At 72.5% G+C, this 25,360-nt stretch carries 20 protein-coding genes; 9 read left to right on the top strand and 11 right to left on the bottom strand.

The genetic code is table 11. The annotated features are described in order from the left end of the window. Nucleotides 1-47: 47 nt before the first annotated feature. Nucleotides 48-2,246, bottom strand: coding sequence for an ROK family protein (locus HA039_RS06065; RefSeq protein ID WP_243869200.1), 2,199 nt, complete (start codon nt 2,244-2,246; stop codon nt 48-50). Between the two features lie 309 nt (nt 2,247-2,555). On the opposite strand from HA039_RS06065, the gene HA039_RS06060 reads away from it, so the two are divergent. The 6 genes from HA039_RS06060 to HA039_RS06035 all read left to right on the top strand — a co-directional run bounded on the left by HA039_RS06060 (nt 2,556) and on the right by HA039_RS06035 (nt 13,562). Continuing rightward, nucleotides 2,556-3,524 carry an ABC transporter permease gene (locus HA039_RS06060; protein WP_167024873.1) on the top strand — a complete coding sequence of 323 codons (969 nt, stop codon included), beginning with the start codon at nt 2,556-2,558 and terminating at the stop codon, nt 3,522-3,524. Further along, complete coding sequence (locus HA039_RS06055) at nt 3,521-4,450, top strand: carbohydrate ABC transporter permease (protein WP_167024870.1); 930 nt, start codon at nt 3,521-3,523, stop codon at nt 4,448-4,450. Before HA039_RS06060 ends, HA039_RS06055 begins: the two co-directional genes overlap by 4 nt. A 98-nt stretch (nt 4,451-4,548) precedes the next feature. Continuing rightward, a complete protein-coding gene (locus HA039_RS06050; RefSeq protein WP_167024867.1) occupies nt 4,549-6,174 on the top strand; it encodes an ABC transporter substrate-binding protein in 1,626 nt (541 codons plus the stop codon). 97 nt (nt 6,175-6,271) lie between these two features. Next, nucleotides 6,272-9,400, top strand: a complete 3,129-nt coding sequence (locus HA039_RS06045) for an alpha-mannosidase (RefSeq protein ID WP_167024864.1) — start codon at nt 6,272-6,274, stop codon at nt 9,398-9,400. Between the two features lie 79 nt (nt 9,401-9,479). Further along, nucleotides 9,480-12,512 carry an alpha-mannosidase gene (locus tag HA039_RS06040; protein WP_167024861.1) on the top strand — a complete coding sequence of 1,011 codons (3,033 nt, stop codon included), beginning with the start codon at nt 9,480-9,482 and terminating at the stop codon, nt 12,510-12,512. A gap of 33 nt (nt 12,513-12,545) precedes the next feature. Further along, nucleotides 12,546-13,562, top strand: a complete 1,017-nt coding sequence (locus HA039_RS06035; protein WP_167024858.1) for a hydroxyacid dehydrogenase — start codon at nt 12,546-12,548, stop codon at nt 13,560-13,562. A gap of 51 nt (nt 13,563-13,613) precedes the next feature. Here HA039_RS06035 and HA039_RS06030 read toward each other — a convergent pair whose 3' ends face one another. The 8 genes from HA039_RS06030 to HA039_RS05995 all read right to left on the bottom strand — a co-directional run bounded on the left by HA039_RS06030 (nt 13,614) and on the right by HA039_RS05995 (nt 21,139). Beyond that, a complete protein-coding gene (locus HA039_RS06030) occupies nt 13,614-14,993 on the bottom strand; it encodes a S28 family serine protease (protein ID WP_167024855.1) in 1,380 nt (459 codons plus the stop codon). Nucleotides 14,994-15,076: 83 nt separating this feature from the next. Then, nucleotides 15,077-15,664, bottom strand: coding sequence for a TetR/AcrR family transcriptional regulator (locus HA039_RS06025; protein WP_167024852.1), 588 nt, complete (start codon nt 15,662-15,664; stop codon nt 15,077-15,079). Nucleotides 15,665-15,766: 102 nt separating this feature from the next. Continuing rightward, on the bottom strand, nt 15,767-16,030 hold the full coding sequence (locus HA039_RS06020; RefSeq protein WP_167021926.1) for a hypothetical protein: 264 nt from the start codon (nt 16,028-16,030) through the stop codon (nt 15,767-15,769). 140 nt (nt 16,031-16,170) lie between these two features. Next, nucleotides 16,171-17,034 (bottom strand): patatin-like phospholipase family protein, encoded by an 864-nt coding sequence (locus HA039_RS06015; RefSeq protein WP_167024849.1) that lies wholly within the window; start codon nt 17,032-17,034, stop codon nt 16,171-16,173. A 32-nt stretch (nt 17,035-17,066) separates the two neighbouring features. Continuing rightward, complete coding sequence (locus HA039_RS06010; RefSeq protein ID WP_167024846.1) at nt 17,067-17,765, bottom strand: alpha/beta hydrolase; 699 nt, start codon at nt 17,763-17,765, stop codon at nt 17,067-17,069. 50 nt (nt 17,766-17,815) lie between these two features. Further along, nucleotides 17,816-18,784, bottom strand: coding sequence for a quinone oxidoreductase family protein (locus tag HA039_RS06005; protein ID WP_167024843.1), 969 nt, complete (start codon nt 18,782-18,784; stop codon nt 17,816-17,818). Nucleotides 18,785-18,859: 75 nt separating this feature from the next. Next, nucleotides 18,860-20,302, bottom strand: coding sequence for an MFS transporter (locus tag HA039_RS06000; protein WP_167024840.1), 1,443 nt, complete (start codon nt 20,300-20,302; stop codon nt 18,860-18,862). Between the two features lie 231 nt (nt 20,303-20,533). Then, nucleotides 20,534-21,139 (bottom strand): TetR/AcrR family transcriptional regulator, encoded by a 606-nt coding sequence (locus HA039_RS05995; RefSeq protein ID WP_243869197.1) that lies wholly within the window; start codon nt 21,137-21,139, stop codon nt 20,534-20,536. A 181-nt stretch (nt 21,140-21,320) separates the two neighbouring features. Here HA039_RS05995 and HA039_RS05990 point away from each other — a divergent pair, with 181 nt between their 5' ends. Then, nucleotides 21,321-22,148 carry a tautomerase family protein gene (locus HA039_RS05990; RefSeq protein WP_167024837.1) on the top strand — a complete coding sequence of 276 codons (828 nt, stop codon included), beginning with the start codon at nt 21,321-21,323 and terminating at the stop codon, nt 22,146-22,148. Between the two features lie 130 nt (nt 22,149-22,278). Beyond that, entirely contained in the window at nt 22,279-22,947 is a 669-nt protein-coding gene (locus HA039_RS05985) for a Type 1 glutamine amidotransferase-like domain-containing protein (protein WP_167024834.1), read from the top strand. A gap of 30 nt (nt 22,948-22,977) precedes the next feature. On the opposite strand, the gene HA039_RS05980 is transcribed toward HA039_RS05985, so the two are convergent. Beyond that, nucleotides 22,978-23,424: an anthrone oxygenase family protein gene (locus tag HA039_RS05980; RefSeq protein WP_167024831.1), complete on the bottom strand. Its 447-nt coding sequence runs from the start codon at nt 23,422-23,424 to the stop codon at nt 22,978-22,980. A gap of 91 nt (nt 23,425-23,515) precedes the next feature. Between HA039_RS05980 and HA039_RS05975 the strand changes: the two genes are divergently transcribed. Beyond that, entirely contained in the window at nt 23,516-24,094 is a 579-nt protein-coding gene (locus HA039_RS05975; protein WP_167024828.1) for a TetR/AcrR family transcriptional regulator, read from the top strand. A 168-nt stretch (nt 24,095-24,262) separates the two neighbouring features. On the opposite strand, the gene HA039_RS05970 is transcribed toward HA039_RS05975, so the two are convergent. Then, nucleotides 24,263-25,255 carry a zinc-dependent alcohol dehydrogenase family protein gene (locus tag HA039_RS05970; protein WP_167024825.1) on the bottom strand — a complete coding sequence of 331 codons (993 nt, stop codon included), beginning with the start codon at nt 25,253-25,255 and terminating at the stop codon, nt 24,263-24,265. Between the last annotated feature and the right edge of the window lie 105 nt (nt 25,256-25,360).

Here is a 25,360-nt window from a genome sequence, read left to right as displayed (position 1 = left end):
GGGGTGGGTGACGCGGGGAAGATGTGCGGGCCGGCGGCCGGTGCGACTCAGGCGGCGGCGCCGCTGTGGGTGCGCAGGCGTGGCGCGAACGCCATGTGGAAGACACCGGCCGCGGCTCCGACCGCGGCCGCCGAGGCGCTCAGCGTCGAGTACGTGACCCGCACGCTGCGGACCCGGCGGGCCATCGGGAAGCGGTTCACCGCCGCCGAGATCTCCGCCAGGTACAGCTCGGCGACCTCGGGCGGCACCGCCGGGCCGCCGACGATCATCAGCTCGGTGTCGTACAGGTCCGTCATGGCGACCGCGCCCCGCGCCACCACCCGCGCCACCTCACGGATCGCGCCGACCGCGCGGGCGTCCCCGTGCGCTGCCGCGCCGCACACCGCGTCGTACGTGACCTCACCGCCCGGCACGGTGAGCCCCGCGTCCCCGGCCCGGGCTACGACGGCGGACATCGGGGCGCATTCGGGCACCATCTCGGGGCCGCCGCCGGGCGCCACCCGGCCGAGCGCGTACGCCGTCAGCTCACCGAACTCACCGGCGTTGCCCGACGTGCCGCGGTACACGTCCCCGTTGAGGAACGCCCCGCTGCCCGCCCCCGCGCCGAGGTAGAGGTAGACGAAGTCGCTGCCGCTCTCCCCGGCGCCGAGCCACCGCTCGCCGATCGCGGCCGCCGTCGCGTCCTTCTCCAGCAGCACGGGAAGCCGCAGTATCCGGTTCAGTTCGGCGCGCAACGGGACCTCGCCCCACCCCGCCCACAGCGGCGGGTCGAGGAGGACCCCCTCGTGCACGTCGAGCGGGCCCGGCGCCGCCACCCCGACGCCCAGGATCTTCGCCCCGAGCGGGCCCGCCGCTTCGATGGTCCGGGTGGTCGTCCGGGTCATCCAGTCCATGCACGTCTGCGGATCGCTCCGCGCGGTGACGTCGAGCGTGTGGGTGTCCCGTACGTTGCCGCACAGGTCGACCAACACGTGGGTGATCTTCTCCGGGTCCACGTGGATGCCGATGGCGCACGCGGCGTCCTCGGACAGCTTCAGCGGAACGCGCGGCTTGCCCTTGCCCGTCGAGCGGCGCTCCTCCTCCACCAGGAACCCGGTCGTCAGCAGGTTGCGGGTGATCCGTGAGACCGCCTGCGGGGTCAGCCCGGTGCGTTCCGCGATCTCGACCCGGCTGAGGGAGCCCCTGACCCGGACGGACTCGATCACCAGCTTCTCGTTGAACGAGCCCAACGCGGGCTGGTCGAAGGCGCGGTGCACCGTACGGCGGCGGGCGGCCGCCTCCTGCCGGCCCTGGCGCAGCCACCGGAACGGCGTGCCCGGCGGCGACTTGGGCAACTCCCGCGCCGCGTCGGCCAGCGAGTCCAGCGCCACGCGCGCCGGGCGCGGCTGGTGGCGCAGTTCGAGCTGCGCCATCAGGCAGACGGTCGAGGCCCAGCCCATGGCGGCGGGCGCGGTGTGCCGCCTCGCGGTGTGCGGCAGCCCCTGGGGTCCAACGCAGTCGCCCCAGGTGATGACGTGCAGGCGGCGCGCGGACCACCGGGCGGCGAGCGACGGCGGGAGGGCCGGCGCGGCCGCCTGCGGCGCCGGCCGCCGCGTCCCGCCGTCGGCCGGCCGGCGCGCCGGCGCGCCCTTGCTCCGGGGGCCGGCGGCGTCCGGGTCGTCCGGCTGCGTGCCCCGCATCATCGCCGTCAGCGCCGCGTACCGCATCTGCCGTTCCTCGGCCGTCGCGGCGCCCACCCGCGGCTGTTGGCCGGCGGCGGCCTCGGCGATCACCACGTAGGCCGCGCCGTCCGCCGACGAGCCCGCGGCGAGGAGTTCCGGGTGATGGCAGGGCAGCGGGGGATCGACCGGGAGCAGGAGAGGGGTGTCGGCGGCGCCGGGCCGGACCTGCCACCGCTGCCACACCTTGCCGAGCGCGGTGTGCGAGAGCCCCAGATGATCGGCCAACGCCCGCGCCGACCACACGCGTTGGGGCGTCGGCGGACCGGCCAGCGTCGCGGCGACGACGTCCGCCTCGTCGATACGGGCGGGACGCCCGCTGCGCGGCCGGTGTTCGAGTCCGGCCAGGCCGTTCGCCGCGTACCGCTGCCGCCAGGCGGTCACCGTCGGGCGCGAGATCCTGAGTTCACGCGCGCTCTGCGAGACGGACAGCCCCGCTGCCGCGTCCCGCACGATTCTGAGCCGGAGAGCGCGGTCGCTCCGGTCCTTCGCCCAGGCGTTGAGTTCCGCGAGATCCCGGTCCGTCAATGACAATTCACCTGGCTTGTGCATGATCCTCAGGAACCTTGTCTGTAAAAGTAGTTAGTGGCCATTCGGTTCATGTCGACCTGCGGGGACAAGTGCCGCCGCGCCGTCCCCCAAGGGGGCTGCGACCTGGAGGAACGCGCCGGGCACTGCCCTATCTCTACACCTCACGAAATCGCCCTGCAACACTCCGGTAGCGGGTTTTCACAGCTCAGAAGCATTGACGTCGAGCAATCCAAGGGATTTACATGGCCCCCGCCGGTCCGGATGCGGACGGGGCCGGCCGAATCCCGGGGAAAGGGACCAGACGACATGACTGCAGTTGACCGGCCGGCGCTCCGGCCGGACCCGCGGGAGAGGCCACGCGAGAGCGCTCGGCCCGCGTCCCCCCGACACCGCGACAAGGCGCTGTTCTGGTTCGCGGTCCCCGGCACCGTCGTGCTGTTGCTCTTCCAGTACGTGCCGCTGCTCGGCAACGTCATCGCGTTCCAGGACTACCAGCCCTTCACCGGCATCATGCACAGCCGGTGGAGCGGGTTCGACAACTTCAAGATCCTCTTCGACGGTGACCCGGCGTTCCTGCACGCCCTGGTCAACACACTGGAACTGACCCTGATCCAGGTGGTGTTCGTCTTCCCGCTGCCGATCCTGCTGGCACTGCTGCTGAACAGCCTGGTCAGCGAACGGATCAAGCGGATCGTGCAGAACGTGCTGTACCTGCCGCACTTCCTGTCCTGGGTCGTCGTTGTGGCCATCTTCCAGCAGATGCTCGGCAACGGCGGGCTGCTGAACGTCTTCCTCCAGGCACACGAATGGGGCACCTGGAACATCATCGGCAACCCCGACCTGTTCAAGGAACTGCTGACCTCGCAGGTCATCTGGAAGGACACCGGGTGGGCGACCATCCTGTTCCTCGCGGCGCTCACCCGGATCGACACCGACCTGTACGAGGCCTCCGCCGTCGACGGCGCCGGCAGGCTGCGGCAGACCTGGCACGTGACGCTCCCGGCCCTGCGCGGACTTGTGGTGCTGCTGCTGATCCTCCGGCTCGGCGACGCCCTGAGTGTCGGTTTCGAGCAGATCGTCCTCCAGCAGACGGGTCTCGACAAGAACACCACGGAAGTGCTGGACACCTACGTCTACAACAACGGTCTCGTGGCGGGGCAGTGGGGCGTCAGCGCGGCCGTCGGCCTGGTCAAGGGCCTGGTCGGGGTGGCGCTGGTCCTGGGGGCGAACAAGATCGCCCATCTCCTCGGCGAGGAAGGGATCTACCGCAAATGAGCACACTCTCCACCGCGCGGCGCGGGTCCACCCGCTCCTACAGCGCCATTCCCGGCCAGTCCGGGGGCTCCCCCTGGTGGCGGTCGGTGAAGTTCGTCGTCCTGCTGGCGTGTGTGGCAGTGGTGGCGATCCCCTTCCTGACCGTGCTCTCCACGTCCCTCGCCGACACGGCCCAGATCAACCGCACCGGCGGTTTCGTGCTGTGGCCCGACCACCCCACACTCGACTCCTACCGCGCCCTGCTGGGCGGCGGGCTGGTGTCCCGCGCGATGCTCGTCAGCATCGGTGTCACGCTCGTCGGCACCCTGGTCAGCCTGTCCGCGTCCATCTCGCTCGCGTACGGACTGAGCCGGCCCGGCACCTTCGGCCACAAACCGATCCTGCTGCTCCTCGTCTTCTCGCTGCTGTTCGTGCCCGGTCTCATCCCGAGCTACCTGGTCGTCAAGCAGCTCGGCCTCATCAACAGCTATTGGTCGCTGATCCTGCCCACGGCCGTGAACGCCTTCAACGTGATCGTCCTGCGCTCGTTCTTCACCGGCCTGCCCGGCGAGCTGATCGACGCGGCCCGCATCGACGGCGCGAGCGAATGGCGCATCCTCACCCGGATCGTCCTGCCGCTGTCGAAGGCGTCGGTCGCGGTGATCGGCCTCTTCTACGCCGTCTCGTACTGGAACGCCTTCTTCAACGCCCTCATCTACATCAACCAGTCGGTCAAGTGGCCGCTCCAACTCGTCCTCCAGACCTACGTGGTCAACAACGCCGCCATCGGGCAGGGACAGACGGCCGACCCCGCCGCCGCGCTGCCGCCCACCGTCGCGTTGCAGGCGGCGATCCTCGTCCTGTCCATCGTCCCGATCATCGCCGTCTACCCGTTCCTCCAGAAGCACCTGACCAAGGGAGTGATGATCGGCGCGGTCAAGGGATGAGCCGCCCGGACGACGTCCACGGCGCCCCGCCGGCCGCCGTCCCCGGGGCCGCCACACCCCGCACCGACCGCACGGACCGCACGGAAGAAGGGACCCCCATGGGTGCGCACCCCACCCGCCGAAACGTCCTCCTCGCGGGACTCGCCACCGCCGCCCTGCCCGCCCTCGCGGCCTGCGGGGACGCCGCGGCCCCGCCGCCCCCCGCGGCCAACGCCGCCGTGAAACCGCCGGACTTCGTCCCCTACCGGGGGTTGCGACCTGACCTCCCCGGCACCGAGTCGGGGGTGCTCAACGGCTACTACCACTATCCGAAGCACCCGGTCGCGGCCGCGCCCGACGGGCCGCCCGCCGAGGGACCGCCCATCGACGTCATGACCCTGACGTTCAACCCCGTACCGCCGCCCGCGTCCAAGAACCCGATGTGGCGGAAGCTCAACGAGACCCTCGGCACCGACCTGAACTACGAGATCGTGCCGGTGGCGAACTACCCGGTGAAGTTCTCCCTGACCGTGGCCGGCGGCGACCTCCCCGACGCGATGCTCGTGCTGCCCACGGCGCCCCGGCAGCCCGGCATGCTCAACGCGCTCTTCGAGGACCTCTCGCCGTACCTCTCCGGCGGTGGCGTGCGGCGCTACCCCTACCTGGCGAACATCCCCACCGCGTCCTGGGGCCCCATGATCGTCGCCGGCGGCCTGTACGGCCTGCCGATGCCCCGCGCCAACAGCGGATCCGCCATGTTCTACCGGGCCGACCTCTTCAAGGAGAAGGACCTCGACCCGCGCCCGCGGTCGTTCAAGGAGTTCCTCCAGCTCAGCAAGGACCTCTCCGACCCCCGGCACGCGAAGTACGCCAACGGGGACCCGCTCGTCACCCTGTACTTCGTCCTGGAGATGCTGCACGGGGCGAACACCTGGCGGGAGACGGACGGGAAGTTCACCTGGTGGCTGGAGGAGACCGACATCCTCCGCCAGGCCCTCGACGCCATGCGCCAACTGGTCAAGGCGCAGACGATCCACCCGGACGGCTTCACCACCGTCGGCAAGTTCAAGGACTGGTTCGGCAACGGCCAGATCGCCATGAACTACGACGGCAACCTCGCCTGGAACCAATACCTCCTCCAGTACGGCGCCACCGACCCGAAGTTCGACATCGACGCGATGATCGCCCCCGGGTTCGACGGCGGCGAGGGAACCCACTGGGCCGGCCCGTCCAACTTCGCGATGCTCTCCCTCAAGAAGGCCCCCAAGGAACGCATCGAGCAACTGCTCCGCGCGTTCAACCTGCTCGCCTCGCCCTTCGGCACCGACCACTACCTGCTGCGCAAGTACGGCGTGGAAGGCCACGACTTCGCGTACAAGGGACCGGACCCGATCATGACCCCGGTGGGCGCCACGAACGTGGTGCTCCCCACCAGCAGCACCACGGACGCCGCCCAGAGCCTCTACTACCCGCAGGACGCGGGGCCCGTACGGCGCCAGTACGCGTGGCAGCAGCGTGCCGTGAAGGTCCTCGCGCCCGACGCTTCGTACGGCCTGTACTCGGAGACCAACGTCACCTACGGCAGCCAGGCCAAGGAGGACATCATCCAGGGCCCGCTGAAGGGCTACATGCGGTCCGACGCGGACTGGGACGACGTGCGGAGCGCCGTGAAAGCGTGGCGCACGTCGATCGGCGACAAGATGCGCGGCGAGTTCGAACAGGTATGGGCCGGGCTGCACTCCTGACCCCGGCCAGGATCCGGCCACCCGTCCCCTTCACGACTCCCCTTCACGACTTCCCTTCACGACTCCCCGAGAACCACCACGAAAGGGATCCCGCACTGTGCACGACGACCGACGGATCACCGAGGCACGCGTCCGCAAACTGCTGGAGCGCGTCATCAGGCCCGCCCTGTACAGCGCGGCCCGCCCCCTGGACCTCCGGGCCTGGCACGTCGACGGCGAGCCGGTGCCGTACGCCGAGGCCGCACGCGCCTCGTACGGGCCGATGGCCCTCGGCGAGACCTGGGGCCGGCCCTGGGGCACCACCTGGCTCAAGGCGCACGCCGAGATCCCCGCCGCGTGGGCGGGCAGCCGCGTCGAAGCCGTCTTCGACCTCGGGTTCGACCTGACCCGCGGCCCCGGCGGACAGGCCGAGGGGCTCGTCCACATCGGCGGCGTCCCCGTGCAGGGACTCCACCCCTACAGCCGCAGCGCCCTGCTCACCACCGACGCGGCCGGCGGCGAGAGCGTCGACCTGATGGTCGAGCTGGCCGCCAACCCCAACATCTCCGGCAGCCAGGCCCGGGGCACCCACTTCGGGTCCCTGGAGACGGCGGGCGACGCGCACCAGTACCGCCTCGACCGGGCCGAGATCGCCGTGCGCGACGAGCAGGTCTGGGGCCTGCTGCACGACGTCGAGGTGCTCGACGAGTTGATGCACGAGCTGCCCGAGGGGTCCGCGCGCCGCCACGAGATCCTCTTCGCCCTGCGCCGGGCCTGCGACGCGCTGGACGCCCACGACGTCAGCGGTACGGCGCGCGCGAGCCGGGACGTGCTCGCCGACGTTCTGTCCCGCCCCGCCCACGCGTCCGCGCACGCGGTCACGGCCGTCGGCCACGCGCACATCGACTCCGCGTGGCTGTGGCCCGTCCGGGAGACCATGCGCAAGGCCGCCAGGACCTTCACCAACATGACGACCCTCGCCGCGGAGTACCCGGAGCTGGTCTTCGCCTGCTCGTCCGCGCAGCAGTACGCGTGGGTCAAGGAGCAGCACCCCGAGGTCTTCGAGCGCATCAAGAAGGCGGTCACCGCGGGGACCTGGGTGCCGGTCGGCGGCATGTGGGTCGAGGCGGACGGCAACCTGCCGGGCGGCGAGGCCCTCGCCCGCCAACTGGTGTACGGGCGGCGGTTCTTCGCCGAGGAGTTCGGCGTCGCGCAGGAGGGGGTCTGGCTGCCCGACTCCTTCGGGTACACCGCCGCGTACCCCCAACTCGCCCGGCTCGCCGGGGCGAAGTGGTTCCTCACCCAGAAGCTGTCCTGGAACGAGACGAACCGCCTGCCGCACCACACCTTCGACTGGGAGGGCATCGACGGCAGCCGGATCTTCACCCACTTCCCGCCCGTCGACACCTACAACGCCGAGCTCACCGGGCGTGAACTCGCCCACGCCGAGCGGAACTTCGCCGAGAAGGGGCCGGCCACCCGCTCGCTCGCGCCCTTCGGCTTCGGGGACGGCGGCGGCGGTCCCACCCGCTCGATGCTGGAGAAGGCCCGCAGGCTCCGCGACCTCGAAGGCTCCCCCCGCGTGGAGGTCGGCGACCCGAACGCGTTCTTCGAGGCGGCCCGCGCCGAGTACCCCCGCCCGCCCGTGTGGCGGGGGGAGTTGTACCTGGAGAACCACCGGGGCACCTACACCAGCCAGGCCCGCACCAAGCGCGGCAACCGGCGGGCCGAATCCCTGCTGCGCGAGGCCGAGTTGTGGGCCGCGACGGCGGCGGTCCGGGCCGGCGCCCCGTACCCGTACGAGCGGCTGGAGTCGCTCTGGCGGCGGGTGCTGCTCCACCAGTTCCACGACATCCTGCCCGGCACCTCCATCGCGTGGGTGCACCAACAGGCCGAGCGGGTGTACGGCGAACTGCACGCGGAGCTGGAGGAGATCATCGCCGAGGCCGCCGGCCACCTCGGCGACGGCCCCGACGGCTCCTTCCCGGGCGCCGGCTCCTTCCTCAACGCGGGCCCGTACGACCGCCGCGAAGTGGCCTTCCTCCCGGCCGACCCCACCCGGCCCGGGGTGCCCGGCGGCCAGCCGCTCTCCGACGGGCGGCTGGCCGTGCTCGCCGAGGTCCCGGCCCTCGGCACCGGCGGCACACTCGACGCGCCCGAGACCCCCGTCACGGCCCGCGCCGAGGACGGCGGATTCCACCTGGCCAACGGCCGGCTCACAGTACGGATCAACAGCCAGGGCCTCGTGACGTCGGCGTACGACCACGGCGCCGCCCGCGAGGCCCTCGCGCCCGGAACCGTGGGCAACCTGCTCCAGCTGCACCCCGACGACCCCAACGTCTGGTCCGCCTGGAACATCGACCCGTACTACCGCGACACCGTGCACGACCTGCGCGAGGCCCACGCCGTGACCCTGGAGGAGGACGGCCCGCTGCTGGCCTCCGTCCGGGTGGAACGCCGGTTCGGCGCCTCCGTCCTGGTCCAGCACCTGGAGCTGACGGCGGGGAGCGGACAGCTCACCGTGCGCACCGACATCGACTGGCAGGAGCGCGACACCGTCCTCAAGGCGGCCTGGCCGCTCGACGTGCACGCGGAACGCGAGAGCGCCGAGATCCAGTTCGGGCACGTGCAGCGGCCCACCCACGAGAACACCAGCTGGGACGCGGCACGCTTCGAACTGTGGGCCCACCGCTGGGTCCACGTCGGCGAACGGCACTGGGGAGCCGCCGTGCTCAACGACTCCACGTACGGGCACGACATCCGCCGCGACACCCGCGAGGACGGCGGCACCACCACGACCCTGCGCCTGTCCCTGCTGCGCTCCCCGCACAGCCCCGACCCCCAGGCGGACCGCGGCCGCCACTCCTTCACCTACGCGCTGCTGGTCGGAGCCGGGATCGAGGAGGCCGTCGCGGGCGGGTACGCCCTGAACCTGCCGCTGCGGCCCACCCGTGCCACCACCGCCCCCCTGGTCACCGTGGACACCCCCGACGTGGTCGTGGAGTCGGTGAAGCTGGCCGACGACCGCGGCGGGGACGTCGTGGTGCGGCTGTACGAGGCGTGCGGCGGCGCGGTCTCCGCGACCCTCACGGCGGGCTTCCCGGTGGCCCGGGTCAGCGACTGCGACCTCCTGGAGAACCCGGAACGCGACCTGCCGCCGTCCGGGAACGCCCACTCCGCCGCCTTCCGGATGCGCCCCTTCCAGATCCGCACCCTGCGCCTGCACCGAGGCCCCGCCACGCCGTAGGACCGACCGCGCCGCCCGTCCCGAGCCACTGCCGGCCCCCGACGCGTCCCGCGTCCCGCAGCCAGAGGAGCCCCCCTTCATGCACGACGACCGGAAGCTGGTCGAGGCCCGTCTCGAACGTGTCCTCAGGGAACGTCTCCGGCCCGCCGTCCACCCCGTCTCCACGCCTCTGACCGTGGAGGTCTGGACCGCCCCGGGCGAACCCGTCCCCGTCGCCGAGGGACTGGCCGCCCCGACCCGCCCCATCGCCCCCGGCACCCCCTGGGGCGCGCCCTGGGGCACCAGCTGGTTCAAGGTCACCGGCACGGTCCCGGCCGCCTGGGCGGGACGTACCGTCGAGGCCGTGCTCGACCTCGGATTCACCCCCCGCACCCCGGGATTCCAGTGCGAGGGCCTCGTGTACCGGCCCGACGGCACCCCGGTCAAGGGACTCCACCCGCGCAACGCGTACGTGCCCGTCGGCTCCCCGGTGACCGGCGGGGAACAGGTCCACTGGTACGTCGAAGCCTCCTCGAACCCCGATCTCGAAGCGTCCGGCGTGCCCTTCCAACCAACCCTTCTGGGTGACCCGGCGACGGCGGGTGACGCGCCCCAGTACGTGCTGGGGGAGATGCGGCTCGCCGTCCTGGACGAGACGGTGTGGGACCTCGTCCTCGACCTGGAGGTCCTCGGGGAGTTGATGGCGGAGCTGCCCGTGGACGGGGCGCGCCGCTGGGAGATCCTGCGCGCGATCGGCCGCGCGCTCGACGCCGTGGACCTCCAGGACGTGAACGGCACCGCCGCGGCCGCCCGGGACGAACTGGCCGGCGTGCTCGCCGCGCCCGCCGTCCCCGCCGCCCACCGCGTCAGCGCCGTCGGCCACGCCCACATCGACTCGGCGTGGCTGTGGCCGCTGCGCGAGACCGTCCGCAAGGTCGCCAGGACCGCCTCGAACATGACCGCGCTGCTGGACGCCGACCCCGATTTCGTCTTCGCCATGTCGCAGGCCCAGCAGTACGCGTGGATCAAGGAGCACCGGCCCGAGGTGTACGCCCGGGTCAAGAAGGCGGTCGCGGACGGCAGGTTCGTGCCCGTCGGCGGCATGTGGGTGGAGTCCGACACCAACATGCCGGGCTCGGAGGCGATGGCCCGTCAGTTCGTCCACGGCAAGCGTTTCTTCCTGGAGGAGTTCGGCGTCGAGGACAGCGAGGTCTGGCTCCCCGACACCTTCGGCTTCGCGGCCGGACTGCCACAGATCATCCGGGCGGCGGGCGCCACCCGGCTGCTCACCCAGAAGATCTCCTGGAGCCGGACGAACTCCTTCCCGCACCACACCTTCCGGTGGGAGGGCATCGACGGCTCGCGCGTCTTCACCCACTTCCCGCCCGTCGACACCTACAACTGCGAGGTGACGGGGGCTCAGATCGCCCACGCGGCAAGGAACTTCAAGGAGAAGGGCGTCGCTTCCCGCTCCCTCGCGCCGGTCGGCTTCGGCGACGGCGGGGGCGGCACCACCCGCGAGATGGTCGCCAAGGCGGCCCGGCTGCGCGACCTGGAGGGTTCGGCGACCGTCGCGTGGGAGAGCCCCGCCGCCTTCTTCGACCAGGCACAGGCCGAATACCCCGAGCCGCCCGTATGGGTCGGCGAGCTGTACCTCGAACTGCACCGGGCGACCCTCACCAGCCAGGCGCAGACCAAGCGCGGCAACCGCCGCAGCGAATCCCTCCTGACGGAGGCGGAGTTGTGGGCCGCCACCGCGACCGTCCGCACCGGCGCGCCGTACCCGTACGAAGCGCTGGACCGCATCTGGAAGACGGTGCTGCTCCACCAGTTCCACGACATCCTGCCCGGCTCGTCCATCGCCTGGGTGCACCGCGAGGCCCGCGAGACGTACGCCCGCCTGGCCGGGGAACTGGACGGCATCATCGGGGAGGCGCAGCGCGCCCTCGCGGGCGACGCCTCGGGCGGTACGGAGCTGGTGTTCAACCCGGCGCCGCACGCACGCGATGGCGTGGCGGCGGGCGGCGCCGCGGCGCGGCCGGCCCTGGGCGACACGGTGGTGCCGGTACCGCGCGACGAGGGCGGTTACGTGCTGGACAACGGCCTGCTCCGGGTCGTGGTCGACGCACGCGGCCTGGTGATCTCCGTGTACGACCACGCCGCCGGACGGGAGGCCCTGGCCCCGGGACAGGCCGCCAACCTGCTGCAACTGCACCCCGACCTGCCCAACCAGTGGGACGCCTGGGACGTCGACGCCTTCTACCGGAACGTCGGCACCGACCTGACCGACGTGACGGTCCTCCGCGCCGAGGGCGCGGCGGTCCGGGTCGAGCGGGCCTTCGGCGCCTCGCGGGTCACCCAACTGCTGTCCGTCCCCGTCGACACCAAGCGGCTCGACCTCGTCACGGAGGTGGACTGGCACGAGACCGAGCGCTTCCTGAAGCTCGCCTTCCCGCTGGACGTGAAGGCCGACCGGTACGCCTCGGAGACGCAGTTCGGCCATGTGTACCGGCCCACGCACCAGAACACGAGCTGGGAATGGGCCCGCTTCGAGGCGTGCAACCACCGCTTCGTCCACGTCGGCGAACCGGGCTGGGGTGTCGCGCTGGTCAACGACGCGACGTACGGGCACGACGTGACGCGGGAGGTACGGACCGGGGGCGACGGCGGTACGACGACCACCGTACGGGCCTCGTTGCTGCGGGCGCCCCGCTTCCCCGATCCGGAGACCGACCAGGGCGTCCACCGCTTCCGGCACGCGCTGGTGCCGGGTGCGACGATCGGCGACGCGGTCCGCGAGGGCCACCACGCCAACCTGCCGGTACGGCGCGTCACCGGCACCGCCGCCGAGGTCGCGCCGCTGGTGTCCGTCGACCAGGACGCCGTCGTGGTGAGCGCGACGAAGCTGGCCGACGACGGGAGCGGTGACCTGGTGGTCCGCCTGTACGAGGCGCACGGCGCCCGGGCCCGCGCCACCGTGCGCGTCGACGGCGCGGACGCCGGGCGGGCCGTCCTCACGGATCTGCTGGAGCGTCCCCTCGCGGCCGCCGAGCCACCGGTACGGACCGCGGACGGCGTCGAACTCGCCCTGCGGCCCTTCCAGATGGTGACTCTCCGGCTGCCCCGCGCCTGACCACGCCGTACCCACCGAAAGAGGTCCCCTGCCATGACCGTCCGAGCGGGACGCGGCCACCGTCCCACCGCCGTGTGCGTCATGGACCCGGCCGTCGCCGGGTCCGTCCTCCCGCCGGACCTGCGGGCGCGGCTGTCCGCCGTGGTCCGCCTCGCCCCGGATCCGGCCGGCCCGGACCTGGACGAGGTGTTCGCGGCGGCGCTCGCCGACGCGGAGGTCCTGGTCAGCGGCTGGGGCTGTCCCCGGCTCACGGCGGGAGTCCTGGAACGGGCCCCCCGGCTGCGTGCCGTCGCGCACGCGGCCGGGAGCGTCAAGTCGCTGGTGAGCGACGCGGTGTGGGAGCGCGGCATCGTCGTGTCCTCGGCGGCCGACGCCAACGCGGGCCCCATGGTGGCGCATACGGTCGCGCTCGTCACGCTCGCCGCCCGGCGCACGCTCACCATGGCGGCCGGCTACCGGGACAAGTGGCCTGCCTTCAGCAGCCGTTCGGGCGCCGACGGGCACACGGTGGGCATCGTCGGCGCCTCCCGCATCGGCCGCCGGGTGATCGCCGAACTGGCCAGGTCCGACGCGCGCTACCGGATCCTGCTCAGCGACCCCTACGTGACCGACGACGAGGCGCGGCGGCTCGGCGCGGAACGGGTCGGCCTGGCGGACCTGTGCCGCCGGTCCGGGGTGGTGAGCGTCCACGCGCCGCTCCTGCCGGAGACGGCGGGCCTGCTCGACGCCGGCCTGCTCGCCCTCATCCCCGACGGAGGCGCGCTGATCAACACCGCGCGGGGCGCCCTCGTCGACACGGAGGCCCTGACGCGCGAGTGCCGCGCCGGCCGGCTGGAGGCGTACCTCGACGTCACCGACCCCGAGCCGCTGCCCCCCGGCCACCCCCTGCTCTCCCTGCCCAACGTCCTGGTCACCCCGCACGTCGCGGGAGCGCAGGGCACCGAGGTCCGCCGGCTCGGGCAGTACGCGGTGGAGGAGGTCGAGCGGTGGGCGGCGGGGCGGCCGCTCCTGGGGCAGGTCACCCGCGAGGCGCTCCCGCGCCTGGCGTGACGGCGCCGCGCGCCTCGCCGGCACGACCGGGCGCCTCGCGGGGCGGTCCGCTCACCGCCCGGCCCACCGCAGGACCGTCGCCGTGGCGCGCGTCGCGTCCTCCGGGGCCAGGGACGCGATGCGCGCGCGGTGGTTGGTGCCCGGCGCGACGAGGACCCGCGCGTCCCGGCTGCCCGGGCCGAGGCGGAACCGCTCGGCGGTCGCGGCGTCGATCTCCCCGTACACGAAGAGGAGCCCGCGTCCCTCCGTCCGCACCCACCGGTCGATGTCCGCCATCGCGTGCGGCTGGAAGCGCAGGGGGATGTCGCGCGACACGTAGGTCCGCACGTCCTGGACGCCGGGGTGGCGGAGCAGGCCGGCCAGATGCGGGGTGCGGTACTGCGGATAGCCGAGCTGGGTGCCCAGTTGGTAGAAGTACGGCGTGAGGGGCACGAGCGTCTCGTCCGTGTAGTTCGCGAGGCCGGACGTCCGGTCCAGCCAGGCGTAGAGGTCCTCGGTGGAGGCCGTGGGGGCCGGTACGCCGGCGCAGTCCGGTGCGCCGTACTGCCAGTACATCGGTACGGCGCGCAGCACGGCGAGCTCGAACGCCTTGTCGGCACCGCCGATGACGGTGAAGTCACGCCCCTGGGCGGCCGCCCACTCCTCGTACCGGGCGACCATCCCGTCCCGCCGCAGGAGCAGTTCACGCTGTACGGTCTCCAGCGCGGCGCGGCAGGCCGGTGTGCCCACCCGCGCGAGGAACGTGTCGTACGCGCTGTCGTCCCGGTCGTCGACGTTGTGGGGAGCCGAGTAGACCACCGTGCCGTCCACATCGTGGGGGTAGAAGCGGCGGTGGTAGACCGAGGCCATGCCGCCCTTGCTGACCCCCGCCGAGATCCACCGGCCGTCGTAGAGCGGCTTGAGCGCCTGGATCAGGCGGTGGTGGTCGCTCGCGGCCTGCCGGATGTCCAGCTTCGACCAGTCGGCCGGGTCGGGCCGGGATTCGCCGAAGAACCGCTGCTCGGTGACGATCTGGTTGCCGTCCACCAGCAGCGTGGGCTCGGCGCGGAAGTCCGGGCTCGTGATCAGGTCGTATCCGCCGGTGTAGAGCACCATGGGCGAGTCGGCCGACCGGTGCAGGAGCGTCAGCCGCTGGTCGAACGTCCCGTTCGCGGGGTGCCGGTGGTCCACGGGCTGCCGGTAGGCCAGCTCGAAGAAGCGGTAGCCGGGCGCCGCGGGCCGCTCCGCGATCACCCGCATGCCGGGGACGGCCTCGACGCGGGTACGGATGTCTCCCGCGGGCGGTTGCTCGGAGGTCGCCGCGGTGGCCGCGGCGGCCGGGGTCACGGTGCCGGGCAGGGGTCCGGCGAGCGGCGGGACGGCCAGCAGGGCGAGGACGACGAGGGCCTCACGCAGGGCAAGTCGGCGGGGGAGTAGGTGAGTTGTCCGCATGCGGCCAGTCAAGTCGCCGGCCCTCCCGTACGGATCCCCTCGCCGGGTGAGTGGTGTCCCCCGCGCGGGGGAGAGGTGACGCGTCAGACGTGCAGGATCCGGCGGGTGACGGTCATGGCGCGATCGAGCTGGCCGGGGGAGCCGTGGATCTTCGCGATCATGCTCGCCCCGATCCACAGGTCGTAGAGGGTCTCGGCGGTGGCGCGGGGAAGGTCGTCGACGGACACGGACCCGTCCGTGACGCCGCGGGTGATCATGGCCTCGATCCGGTCGACGATCTCCGCCGTGCCGGCCTTGGTCGTGAGGCGCATGGCCTCCGACAGGTCGGAGATCTCCGCGCCGAGCTTGACGACCAGGCAGCCGCCCTGGCAGTGGTCGGCGGCCTGGGTGTCGTAGAAGTACCGCCAGTACTCCATGAGGTGCTCGGCGGCCGTCTTCGTGGTGTCGGCGGTGATGCGGTCCATGGTGGCGAAGTAGTCGCCGAAGTAGCTGTCCATCATCGCCTCGCCGAAGGCGTCCTTGGAGCCGAAGTGGTGGTAGAACGACCCCTTCGGGACACCGGCCGCGGCGAGCACCTCGTTGATGCCGACGGCGGCGTATCCCTTGGCGACGACGATCCGCCGGGCGGTGTCCAGGATCCTTCGGCGCGTCTCGGTCTTGGCGGCTGACATACCTCCACCGTAACACTCACATTAGACCGGTCGCCTCAGCCCACTCGATGGTGAGCGGGCGGCCGGGGACGAGTGCGCGGCCGGGGGGAGCGGGGGCCCGGGCTACTTCTTCCCGCCGCTCCGCGCGGGGGCCTGCGCCAGGGTGCTCGCGGCCGCCGTCTTCTCCGCCTTGGTGGCCTTCTTGCTGTTCAGGGTCTTGCCGGCGGCCGAGGCGGCCTTCTTGCCGGTCTCCCCCTTGCTCTTCGGCGCCTGGGACACCGCGCTGGCCGCCGCCGTCTTCCCGGCCTTGCCTGCCTTCTTGCCCGCCAGTGACTTCCCGGCCGCCGTCGCTGCCTTGTCCCCGGTCTGAGCCTTGTTCTTCGCCATGTGAATCCTCTCGGAGGCGGGGGCGCGGTGTGATCCGCGCCGTCCGCGGCGGGCTGTTCGTGCCGTGGACCCCGCCTACCCCCCAACGCCCCAAGCACGCCCGCCCAGTTGACACGTAAGCCGACGGGCCGGGGGCGCCATCAGCCGTACCACCACTCCGCCAGCTCCCCGGCCAGGTCGTGGGCCTGCACCGAGCCGGTGGCCGCCGCGGTGTCGGTGACGCGGGGATCGAGGAGATCGGCGGGGGACATGTGGAGGGGCGAGGCCCCGACCACACGCACGCGGTACCCGTGCGCGACCAGGAGGTCCGTCTCCCGCGCCAGACCGGCGGTGGGCCGGGGTGCCAGGACGAGCACCCGGCCCGGCTTCTCGGCGGGGACGGCCCGCCCCTCCCCGTCGTGGTCGCCGATCTCCAGGAGCAGGTCGGCGTTGGTGTTGGACCGGACGCCCCCGTCGACCCAGACCGACCCGGCGATCTCCACCGGCGGTGACACCCCCGGGGCCGCGGTGGAGGCGGCGACGGCGACGGCCAGCGGAATGTCGTCCCGGGCCGACCACACGGACGCCCGTCCGGTACGGGCGTCCACCGCCGTCACCCGCAGCCGCCCGGGCCAGGCGCCCTCGGGCAGAGCCGCCGCCCAGGTGGACCGTGCCGCGTCCGCCGATATCGGTGACAGCGCGGCCACGGCGGCCCGCGCGATGTCCAGCGCCGATTCCCCGCCCCGGGCGGACCGGTCGAGAGCCCGTCGTACGAGGTCCGTGTCGACCTGGCCGCCCCCGGGAGCGCCCGCACGGGAAGCGGCACGCTCCCGCATCCTTTCCGCGACGCCGGGAAGGCCTTCCGGACGCATCGTCAGCCAGGCGCCCGCCGCGGCCCCCGCCGACGTGCCCATCACCGTGCCGAAGGCGTCGGGCGGGAGCCCGCCGGATGCCAGCCCGTGCAGGAAGGCCGACGTCCAGGAGGCTCCCGCGGGGCCGCCCCCGCCCAGCACGAGGGCGTTCATGGGGGCCGGCTCGCTGTTCCCCCGGATCCCGCTCACCGGGTCGGCCGGCCCGTGAGAACCTCCCGCAGGAGTGCCGCCGTTTCGGCCGGCCGGGAGTAGAACGGGGAGTGAGAGGTGTCCATCCGCCGTACGTTCCCGAGGCGCGCGCCGAACTTCTCGCGCATCGGCGCGGGGAGGCCCGCGTCCCTCTCGCCGATCACGTAGGTGCTCGGGGTGGTGTGCCAGGCCGCCCGGGTGAGGGGCTGCCGCATCGAGACCAGCGACTGGGGCCCCAGACCGGCCGCCGCCGCTTTCGCCTCCCGTTCGGGCAGGTCGTTGTAGAAGACCTTCTCGGCGCCGAGCATCTCGATGTACTGCTCGTCCTCGTGCACTCCCCAGTGGGGCGGGTAGCTTCCGCCGCGGTTGCCGAGCATGGACTCGCCGACGTCCAGGACGAAGGAGTTCAGGTAGACGAGGTGCTCCACCGCGCCGATTTCCGCGAGCCCTTCACTGACCGGGACGCCGCCGTAGGAGTGCGCGCAGACGACAACGGGGCCGCCGATGTCCAGGACGAGTCGCCTGACGGCTTCCGCGTCCTTGTACATGTCCCCCAGCTCGTCGACGGGAACCGGTGCGCTGGACGGGAGTTGGATCGTGCGGACGTCGATGCCGGGCAGCTCCCCGATCAGGGCACCCCACATCTCCTCGCGGTGGAAAGAGCCGTGGACGAGGACAAGAGCGGGCGATGACATCCCGGAACTCCCTTTCAGGTGGGCGGCGGACGTGCGGGGGGCCGGCGGGGTCACGGGATCAGGAGCAGCTTGCCCGTGGTGCGGCGGTTCTCCAGGTCGTCGTGGGCGCGGGCGGCCTCGGCCAGCGGGTAGCGCGCCCCGATGTTCACGGTGAGGTCGCCGGCGCCCACCCAGGTGAACAGGTCCTTGACGCGGCCGCCGAACTCCTCGGGGCTCCGCAGGTAGTCCCCCGGGTTGGGGCCGGTGACGGACAGCGAGCCGTTGGCGTTCAGCTCGTGCAGGTCGAACGGGGGCACCGGTCCGCTGGACAGCCCGTACACGACGAGCATGCCCCGGGTACGCAGCACTCTCAGCCCGCCCGCGAAGGTGCTCCTGCCGACGCCGTCGTACACGACGTCCACGCCTCTCCCGCCGAGGAGTTCGAGGGTGGCGTCGGCGAAGTCCGTGGTGGAGTAGTCGATGACGTGGTCCGCGCCGTTGGCGCGGGCGATCGCGGCCTTCTCCTCGGTGGACACGGTCGCGACGACCCGCCCGCCGCGCAGCTTGACGATCTGCGTGAGCAGTTGCCCGACCCCGCCCGCGGCGGCGTGCACGAGCGCGGTCTGCCCGGGCCGTACCGGCCACGTGGAGGTGGCGAGGTAGTGGGCGGTGACGCCTTGGAGCATGATCGCGACGGCGGTCTCGCCGGTGATCGCGTCGGGCACCGCGACGGCGGAGGCCGCCGGGACGATCGCCTGGTCGGCGTAGCTGCCGCTCAGCCCGAGCCACGCGACCCGGTCGCCCGGGGCGTGCTGGTGGACGCCCTCGCCGACGGCGGTGACCGTTCCGGTCCCCTCCCCGCCGACGGCGTGGGGCAGCTCGACGGGGAACGCGCCCTCACGCTGGTTGACGTCGAAGTAGTTGACGCCGGCGGCGGTGATCCGGACGAGCAGTTCGCCGGGGCCGGGCGCGGGGGTGTCCCGCTCGACGAGGGTCAGCACGTCCGGCCCGCCGGTACGGTCGAATTCGATACGGCGCATCACATGCTCCTTGGGGGAGGGTTCTCGGCAGGTGAGGCAGGTGAGGCAGGTGAGGCAGGGGGTTGCGGGGGCGGCTCAGCGCTCGGCGGGGACAGGTGGCTTCGCCGCCGGGGCGGTGGTGCGGGCCGGTCCCGCGGAGCCGCTTCGCAGCAGGAACAGGCAGGTGAGGGCGCCGAGCAGGGACAGGGCCGCCGACCACCACCAGGCGTGGAGGAATTGGGGGAGTGCGGCGAGGTCGATCTGCGAGGAGCCGACGACGACCACCAGAAGTGCCACGCCGAGGGTCAGGCCGATCTGCCGGTTCATCTGGACGACCGCGCTGCCGGTCGAGGTCTGGTGGGGGGCCAGGCCGCTGCTCGCCGCGCCGATGAGGGTCGGGGTCCACAGCCCCGTACCGGCGCCGCACAGGATCCAGCCCGGCAGCACCTCGTAGTAGTCCGGGCTCGCGCCCAGCGACGATCCGATCAGTACGGCTCCGAGGCCCAGCAGGACGCCACCCGCGGCGGCGACCAGGCCGGCCGGGAGCTTCGCGGTGTAGCGGCGCAGGCCGAGCGAGGTCACCGAGACCATGACCGGTCCGGGGGAGATGGCCAGACCGGTGCGGATCGCCGACCAGCCCCAGCCCTCCTGCATCCAGAACACCAGGCCGAGCAGTTGCAGCCCGAAGGCCAGCGAGAGCAGGAACACGCCGACGTTGGCCCAGGTGAAGGTGCGGTTCCGGAACAGGGTGAGGTCGATGACCGGGGCACTCGCGCGGGCGGAACGCAGCACGGTGGCGCCGAGCGCCAGGACCGCGGCCACGAGCGCGCCGAGGGTCCGTCCGCTGCCCCAGCCCCAGGTGGGTCCCTGGACCAGCGCGAGGGTCAGCGCGCCGATCCCGGTGATCAGGAGCGCGCCGCCGAGCAGGTCGGGTATGCGGGTCTCGGTGTTGTGCCGGGGGTCCGGGGCCGTCCGTACCGCGATCAGGAGGGCCCCCAGCGCGATCGGCGCGTTGACGATGAAGATCCAGCGCCACGACGCCTCGACGAGGAGGCCGCCGAGGGTCGGTCCCGCCGACGCGCCGAGCGAGCCGCTGATCGCCCAGATCTGGATCGACCGGGGGATGCGTTCCTTCGGCATGCCGTTGAGGATCAGGGCGAGGCTGGTCGGTACGATCGCGGCCGCGCCGACCGCCTGGACGCACCGCAGTGCCACCAGGAGCCAGACGTCGCCGCACAGGGCCGCGCCCACGCTGCCCAGGCCGAAGACCGCGAGTCCGGACAGGAACGTGCCCTTCACGCCGTAGCGGTCGGCCAGCCGGCCCGCGGGCACGAGCAGTGCCGCGAAGACGATCGCGTAGGCGTTGAGGATCCAGCTCAGGTTCGCGAGCGAACTCTCGTGCAGCGCCGCGCCGATGGGGCGCAGGCCCACGTTCACGATGAACACGTCCAGCGTGGTCATGAACGTGGCCGTGGAGAGAACGGCGAGCAGGACGCCCGGATGACGGTGACGTGACGGTGCGACGGATGGGACGGTCATGGACGTGCCTTCGCTGGGGATGTGCGCCGGGGGCGCCGGGTCTCTGCCCTGGCCGCCGCCTCGTGGGGCGCGTGAGCGGTTCTCGCTGGGGGCTGGCTATGTATGTCAACATACATAGCTCGTTCCGACGCGTCAACGCGCCCCCGTCCCGCTGCCCCGCCCCGCCCGGCCTGCCCCGCCCGGCCTGCCCCGCTCGGGGTGCCCTCGTCCCGCGGCCCGCTGCCGCCGGGGTCAGCCGTGCCTGCGGACGGAGCCCTTCGGGGAGACGGCGACCGCGTGGCTGACCAGCCCGTCCCGTACCGAGTCGAAGGGGCCGGGGCTGTGCAGCGCGCGGGAGGTGATCATCGCGCCCTCCACCCCGGCGAGGACCGCGGTGGCCAGCGCGCGCGCCGCGGTCCGCTCGACCCCGAAGGCCACGAAGTGGAAGGCCAGCCGGTCGGTCATCTCCGAGAACGCGCGCCGGCCCGTCTCGCCGATCTCCGCCGCCTCGCCCTCCGCGCCCTCGGTCACCAGCGGGGCGATGCCGCAGCCGCGCGCGTAGCCGCTGGCCACCATGCCGTCGCGGCCCATGTCGACATACCGCTCCACCAGCGCCGTGGCGGAGTCCGCCCCCTCGGCGGCGCTGTCGATGATCCCGACCTGTTCGTACGCGTGCGCCTCGGCCGCCTCGATCACCAGCTGCGTCTTGCCGCCGGGGAAGTGGAAGTACACCGACCCGCGCGGGGCGGCGCTGAGCTTGAGAACGTCGGAGAACGCCGTGGCGTGGTAACCGCGCTCCCGGATGAGCTGCTTGGCCGCCTGCACCATCTTCTGCCTGGCATCCGATCGCTGCCTCACGTGGCGACTCCTTCTCCGATGGATATGCTGGTCTACATAGTAGCGAAGCGCGGCGGCGCGACCAACAGGCGCGGCCCGGGCATCAGCCTCAGGCTGGGCTCAAGCACCGCGCACACGGTAGGCCCCCAGGACCCGGCGGGACCGGCCCCAGGACCGGGCCGGTCCCGGAGAGGAGTGACTCATGCCCTTCGTCGACATCTCACTCGCCCGCGGCAAGAAACCCGAGTATCTCCGGGCCGTCTCGCGTGCGGTCCATGACGCCCTGGTCGCCGAGCTGAGCATGAAGCCCGACGACAACTTTCAGCTCATCCACCAGCACGACCCGGGGGAGATGGTCTTCGACCGCGCCTTCCGGGGAGGGCCGCGCTCCGACGACTGGCTCGTCGTCCGCGTCATCGACGGACTCGAACGCGGCGAGCCGGCCAAGCGCCGCTTCTACCGGACCCTGGTCCGCCTGCTGGGCGAGGGCGCGGGCGTCCGGCCCGAGGACGTCTTCGTGATGATGTCGCTCGCCGGCCCGGACAGCTTCTCCTTCGCCGGCGGCGTCATCGGCACCGACGTGCTGGCGGCCGAGGCGTTGAACGCCGCCGACAGGGCCCCGGCCCGCGCGGCGGCGTACACCACGGGGGAGCTGCGGTACGCCCTCACCGAACTGTTCGAGCGCCACGACCGGGACCTCGTCCGTCCCATGCTCCGCGACGACCTCGTCCTGCGGGTCCCGCGCTCGCTGCCCTACGGCGGTGAGTTCACCGGCATCCAGCCCTTCGAGAACCTGTTCTCGGGCCTGCCCGGCGGCGACGCCGTGTGGGAGTCCTTCACCGTCCACGTCGACCGGATCATCGAGGCCGACGGACACCTGGTCGTCCAGCTCACCAACACCGCGGTCCCCAAGTCGACGGGCACGCCCCACGTCATCCAGAACCTGTGGCTCTTCGGGGTGGCCGGCGGCCGCATCACCACCGCACAGCTCTACGCGGACACGGCCGCGGCGGCGGGGCTCGCGGACTGAGGCCGCCCGTCCCCCCGCCGCACGGACTTCGCCCCGCCGCTCCGAGGACTGAGCGCCGGGCCAACCGGCGTTCCTACGCCCCGGACGACGGTTCATTGCACGCGCCCGCCGGTCGTGGTTGGCTCGCCCGATGGAGCTTCTGCTGACGGCCGGCGGCCTGCGCAACGAGACACTGCGGGACGCGCTGCGGGACATGGTGGGCAAGCCGTTCGGGGCGGCGAACGTCGTGTACGTTCCCACGGCGTCGGTCGCCGAGCCGGGGGACCACGGGTGGCTCGTCGCGGACATGAACCGGGTGCGCGGCCTCGGCTGGCGTGAGTTCGACGTACTGGAACTCAACGGCCTGCCCCGGCGGACGGTGCTCGACCGGCTGCTCCACGCCGACGTCGTCTACGTCTCGGGCGGCAACCACTACCACCTCGCGCGCAGCGTCACCGGCAACGGCCTGGCCGGCGGGATCCTGGAGGCGTTGGAGAGCCGGGTCTACGTGGGGTGGAGCGCCGGGTCGATGATCTTCAGCCGGAACCTCACCGGGCACTCCGCCGACGTCATCGGGGACGCCGCCGACCTCCACGTACTCGGCGCGACCGATGTGGAGCCGCCGTTCGGCCTCTTCGACTGGTACCTCAAGCCGCACCTCTACTCGCCGGACTTCCCCGAGCGGGACGACGCGTGGGCCGATCGCATCGTCGCGCGGGCGGACTTCCCGGTCTACTTCCTCGACGACGACACGGCCGTACGCGTCAGGAACGGCGCGGTGGACGTCGTGTCCGAGGGGCGCTGGCGCTTCCACCCGTAACGCTTGTGCGGGTGAGCCGCGACCTGCGGGTCAGGTGAGCGCGGTCACCAGGAGGGCAAAGGCGGCGACGATGACCGCGACGCGGGCGTAGTGGTAGCGGTCCCAGCGGTTCATCTGCTCCTTCCAGTCCGCGGGCCGGTTCTCGGGGGTCCACGTCTTGCCCCGGTTGTTGATCGGGACGAGGAGCAGGACCGACATGATCACGCTGAGGATCAGCAGCCCGCCGGCGGTGACGACGAGGGCGGCGCCCGGGTCGTGCCGGCCCGCGACGGCCCAGGCTGCCGCCAGGACGAGCGAGCCGATGTACCAGACCGGCATCACGGCGCCGAGCATCCGGCCCCCGTGGGCGCGGCCCAGTTGGCCGCTGTCGCCGGGGAGCGCGTCGAGGATCCGGTTGATGACCAACGCGACGGAGAGTTCCACCCCCACCATCAGGCCGACCACCACGGTGGTGAACACCTCAAGTGCGTTGAGCATGACGACCCCTCCAGGAATCTAGTGCTGCTAGCCGATGAGGCAACGCTAGACCTTCTGTCGCTCGATTGTCTAGCGGTGCTAGGATCGAGGTATGTCGGTACAGGAACGCAAGCAGCGTGAGCGGGCGGACCGCGAACGCCTCATCGTGGCGACGGCGCGAGAGATCGCCGAGCGGCAGGGCTGGGACGCGGTCACCACCCGCAAGCTCGCCGAGCGCATCGAGTACAGCCAGCCCGTCCTCTACAGCCACTTCCGCGGCAAGCGCGAGATCATCGGCGCCGTCGCCCTCGAAGGCGCCACCGAGATGGCGGTGGCCCTGCGGGCCGCGACCGCCGCCGCGGACGGCCCCCGTGCCCGCGTCACCGCCCTCGCCCGCGCCTACCTCGACTTCGCCGCACGCAACCCGGCGGTCTACGACGCCCTCTTCCGGCTCGACGGCGGCCTGGCCTTCGCGGACGAGGAGACCCCGCGCCCCCTGCGGGACGCCTTCGCCGCCCTGCTGGAGAGCCTCGGCGAGGTCGCCGGGGACGGCGTCCACCCGGAGCTGTTCACCGAGGTCTTCTGGGCGGCCCTGCACGGACTGGCCACCCTGACCCGAGCACGCCGCCTCCCCCCGGAGGACACCGAGCGCAGGGTGGAACTCCTGGTCGCCCGACTCGCGATCCTCTGACCCCACCGCCGGGCGGCCGGGGGGGCAACCCCCGGCCACCCGAGCCTGGTTGTCGCCGGTGGTGGCGATCGCGCGAACGGGCGCCCCGTCGGCACCGACGCGGACGAGCCTGGTGTGTGGGCGATCTGATTCGGCGGCCCCGCTCAGCCTGACGATTCCTTGACGGTTTCAGCTCCCTGCGTTGCCGCTCGCCCCGCCTTGTTCTTCGGCGACGCGCAGGAGGACCTTTCCGCCGCGGAGTGTGTGCGCCGCCGCCTCGCGTGCCTCGGCCAGCGGGTAGACGGCGGCGACCGGCTGGGTGAGTGCGCCGGATTCGACCAGGCGTACCGCTTCGTCCACGAGCGGTACGAGCTTGGTCGCGCGGTCGAAGGCGCCGACGAAGAACTTCGTCACGGTGATCCCGCGCTCGGTGACCTCCGCGTCCCGCGGATCGACGGCGATGCCGTAACTCCCGTAGTCCACCACGGTGGCGCCCGGCGCCAGGACCCGCAGCAGCGTCGAAGCGGCCGGTCCGCCGACCGCCGCCGCGGCGAGCCGTACCTGCGCGTCGCCGATCAGCGACCGGATCTCGTCGGCGGCGTCCGGCCCGTCGACCACGACGACATCGGCGCCGGCGGCCTTCAGCTCCGCGACCGCCTCGGGGCGCCGGACGAGATTGACGGTGCGTACGCCCCGGGCGCGCGCGAACGCGATCAGGGCGCGCCCGACGCCGCCGTTCGCCGCGTTCTGCGCCACCCAGTCGCCCGGCCGGAGGGGGACGAACTCGTCCAGGATCAGCCCGGCGGTCGGGGGATTGCTGGCGAGCATCGCGTACTGCCGCACGTCACCGTCCGGCAGTGCGGTGAGCCCGGCGGCCGGGACCGTCACCCGCTCGCGCCAGGCGCCGCTGAGGAGAGGCAGGACCACGCGGTCGCCCGTCGCGACACCGGTCACGTCCGGTCCGGTCGCGACCACGCGGCCGACGCCTTCGTTGCCGGGGATCGCGGGCAGCGGCGGCTCGAAGAAGAGACCGCCGACGAAGGCGAGGTCGTGCATGTTGACCGGCGAGTACTCCACCGCCACGACGACCTCGTCGCCGACGGGCCGCGGCGGGTCCGGCAGGTCGGTGACGGTGAGGACGTCGGCGGGGCTGCCGAACGCGGCGATCTGTACGGCTTTCATGGTGGCTCCACGCGCTCTGGGACGGAAAGGGAAGAGGCCGCGTCGGGCCGGCCCTTCGCCGAAGCTACGTGTTCTGTACTAGAACGTCAAGAATGCGGGGACGAG

The organism is Streptomyces liangshanensis (assembly GCF_011694815.1).
GTDB lineage: Bacteria > Actinomycetota > Actinomycetes > Streptomycetales > Streptomycetaceae > Streptomyces > Streptomyces liangshanensis.
This window is presented reverse-complemented; position numbering and strand designations above follow the sequence as displayed.